Genomic DNA, 2306 nt, shown 5'->3' on the forward strand with positions numbered 1-2306 from the left:
GGCGTTGCCGTCCCGGTGGGCAGGAACTTCAGCGCGGCCGTGGGCGGCAGTTCGGTGCCGGTTCCGGTGCCGTCACCGACGCGCCGGGCCGCGTACACACTGCCGAAGGCGCCCGTCGCGATGGGGTCGCGCACCTCCCAGACGCCGACCCGGTAGCCCTTGGGCACGGGTACGGCGTACGCCTCGGTCACCGGATCGCCCCGGCCCGGCCGGGACGGCCGAGGATCCCGGCGGCGACGGGCGCGGATCGGCCGCGGGCGAGTCGTTCACCGGGCGCGATGTGAAGGGGGGTGCGGTTTCGCTCGTCCTCCGTGGTCGGCGGAGGTACCACGATGATGCTGTACAAGGTGCTCTCCCCGTGCCTGAACAGCTACCACCGTCAGACTAGGGCGACGCACCAGGGCCGTGCCCCCCTCGAACGGGTGAGACACGGCCCTTGGAAGTGTTTGGCGTGAACCGGTCCTGTCGACCGGGCCCGCTCAGTAGCGGGGGCGGTTGAACCAGGCCTTGCCGTTGGCGTTGCCGACGAACACCGCGACCAGGACGGCCAGGACGGTGTGCACCAGGCCGACGAGGATGAACGGGTAGATGCCGAGGACCGCCGTGATGATGGCGAAGACCAGGATGGTGACCCGGGCGCCGTTGCCGCCGTTCTTGAACTTCGTCGCCAGGACGGCCGCGAACACCAGCCATGCCAGGCCGAAGACCACGTAGCCCCAGATCACGCCGGTCGAGTTGCCGACCAGGTCCTGGAAGGCGGTGTCGTCCTTGAGGGACTCCTCGTCCTTCGCGGCGTTGAGTGCCGCGGCGGCGAAGGCGAGGATCGCGATGCCGACGACCTGGAGGCCGACGATGACCCACATCATCACGCGGGCCGCGCCCACCGAGCCGGGCATCGTGGTCGGTGCGGCGGGGCCGCCGTAGGGGGAGACCGGAGGGGCCTGCGGGTAGCCGTAACCGGGAGCCTGCCCCTGGTCCTGCGGGTAACCGTAGCCCGGCTGCTGCGGCTGCTGCGGCTGCTGTCCCTGGGGAGCGCCGTAGGGGTTGTTCGGGTCGCCGTAGCTCATGGGGGACTTTCCTCCGTTGGTCCGAGTGCGGGGACGACGCGTGACATCCGCACGGAGGAAAATCTTCAGTATTGCGACCGTCCCCCCGTTGAGCTGCCCGCGGCACTTGTCGGCTCATCGTTCTTCACCACTGACCGGCTTGTCCAGCCGCATTCCCGATGTGTTGTGCAAGTGCAACATCGCTGATCATGGGCGGATACGGGACGAGGGGCCCCGCGGTGCCCGGATTGCGGTCGGATTGGAACCGTGGCGGGGTCATCCGCGAGGATGGGGCCATGACCGCCCAGATTCTCGATGGCAAGGCCACCGCAGCCGCGATCAAGTCCGATCTGACCGCCCGCGTGGCGGCGCTGAAGGAGAAGGGCGTCACGCCCGGCCTCGGCACGATCCTGGTCGGGGAAGACCCCGGCAGCCAGAAGTACGTCGCCGGCAAGCACCGCGACTGCGCGCAGGTGGGCATCGCCTCCATCCAGCGCGAACTGCCCGCCACGGCGACCCAGGAGGAGATCGAGGCGGCCGTCCGCGAGCTGAACGAGGACCCGGCCTGCACCGGGTACATCGTGCAACTGCCGCTGCCCAAGGGCATCGACGAGAACCGCATCCTCGAACTGATGGATCCGGACAAGGACGCGGACGGGCTGCACCCGATGAACCTGGGGCGCCTCGTCCTCAACGAGCCCGCCCCGCTGCCCTGCACCCCGAACGGTGTGCTGACGCTGCTCCGCCGCTACGGCGTGGAGATCAAGGGCGCCGAGGTCGTGGTCGTCGGACGCGGGGTGACCATCGGCCGGCCGATGCCGCTGCTGCTCACCCGCCGCAGCGAGAACGCCACCGTGACGCAGTGCCACACCGGCACGCGTGACCTGTCGGCTCATCTCAAGCGCGCGGACATCATCGTGGCCGCGGCAGGCTCCGCCCATCTGATCCGTGCCGAGGACGTGAAGCCCGGCGCGGCCGTCCTCGACGTCGGCGTCTCCCGCAGCGCCGAGGGCAAGATCGTGGGCGACGTCCACCCCGACGTCGCCGAGGTCGCCGGCTGGATCTCCCCCAACCCCGGCGGAGTCGGCCCGATGACCCGTGCCCAGCTGCTCGTCAACGTGGTCGAGGCGGCGGAGCGCAGTGCCGGCTGAGCACAAGGCCCCGGGCGGGCGCGAGACCTCGGGCGGGCGCGAGACCTCAAGGGGGCATGAGGCCGCGAGCGGGCGCACAGTCCCGGATGGGCAAGAGGCCCCGAGCGGG

At 70.5% G+C, this 2306-nt stretch carries 2 protein-coding genes and 2 pseudogenes; 1 reads left to right on the forward strand and 3 read right to left on the reverse strand.

What is annotated here, in order from left to right; genetic code table 11:
• From ABT116_RS42975 to ABT116_RS42985, 3 genes and pseudogenes are all read right to left on the reverse strand, one after another.
• Positions 1-191 (reverse strand): annotated as a pseudogene (locus ABT116_RS42975) (protein kinase); the annotation flags it as partial.
• Positions 192-241: 50 nt separating this feature from the next.
• Positions 242-346, reverse strand: a pseudogene (locus tag ABT116_RS42980) (FHA domain-containing protein); the annotation flags it as partial.
• 133 nt (positions 347-479) lie between these two features.
• A complete protein-coding gene (locus ABT116_RS42985; protein WP_351646170.1) occupies positions 480-1067 on the reverse strand; it encodes a hypothetical protein in 588 nt (195 codons plus the stop codon).
• Positions 1068-1342: 275 nt separating this feature from the next.
• Between ABT116_RS42985 and ABT116_RS42990 the strand changes: the two genes are divergently transcribed.
• Positions 1343-2197 (forward strand): bifunctional methylenetetrahydrofolate dehydrogenase/methenyltetrahydrofolate cyclohydrolase, encoded by an 855-nt coding sequence (locus ABT116_RS42990; RefSeq protein ID WP_351646172.1) that lies wholly within the window; start codon positions 1343-1345, stop codon positions 2195-2197.
• Positions 2198-2306: the final 109 nt, after the last annotated feature.

The organism is Streptomyces sp. NPDC002130, assembly GCF_040296465.1.
GTDB lineage: Bacteria > Actinomycetota > Actinomycetes > Streptomycetales > Streptomycetaceae > Streptomyces.

Excerpts from the sequence above, each read along its gene's own strand:
- ABT116_RS42990 (WP_351646172.1), top strand. The coding sequence starts at position 1,343 with ATGACCGCCCAGATTCTCGATGGCAAGGCCACCGCAGCCGCGATCAAG.
- ABT116_RS42985 (WP_351646170.1), bottom strand. The coding sequence starts at position 1,067 with ATGAGCTACGGCGACCCGAACAACCCCTACGGCGCTCCCCAGGGACAG.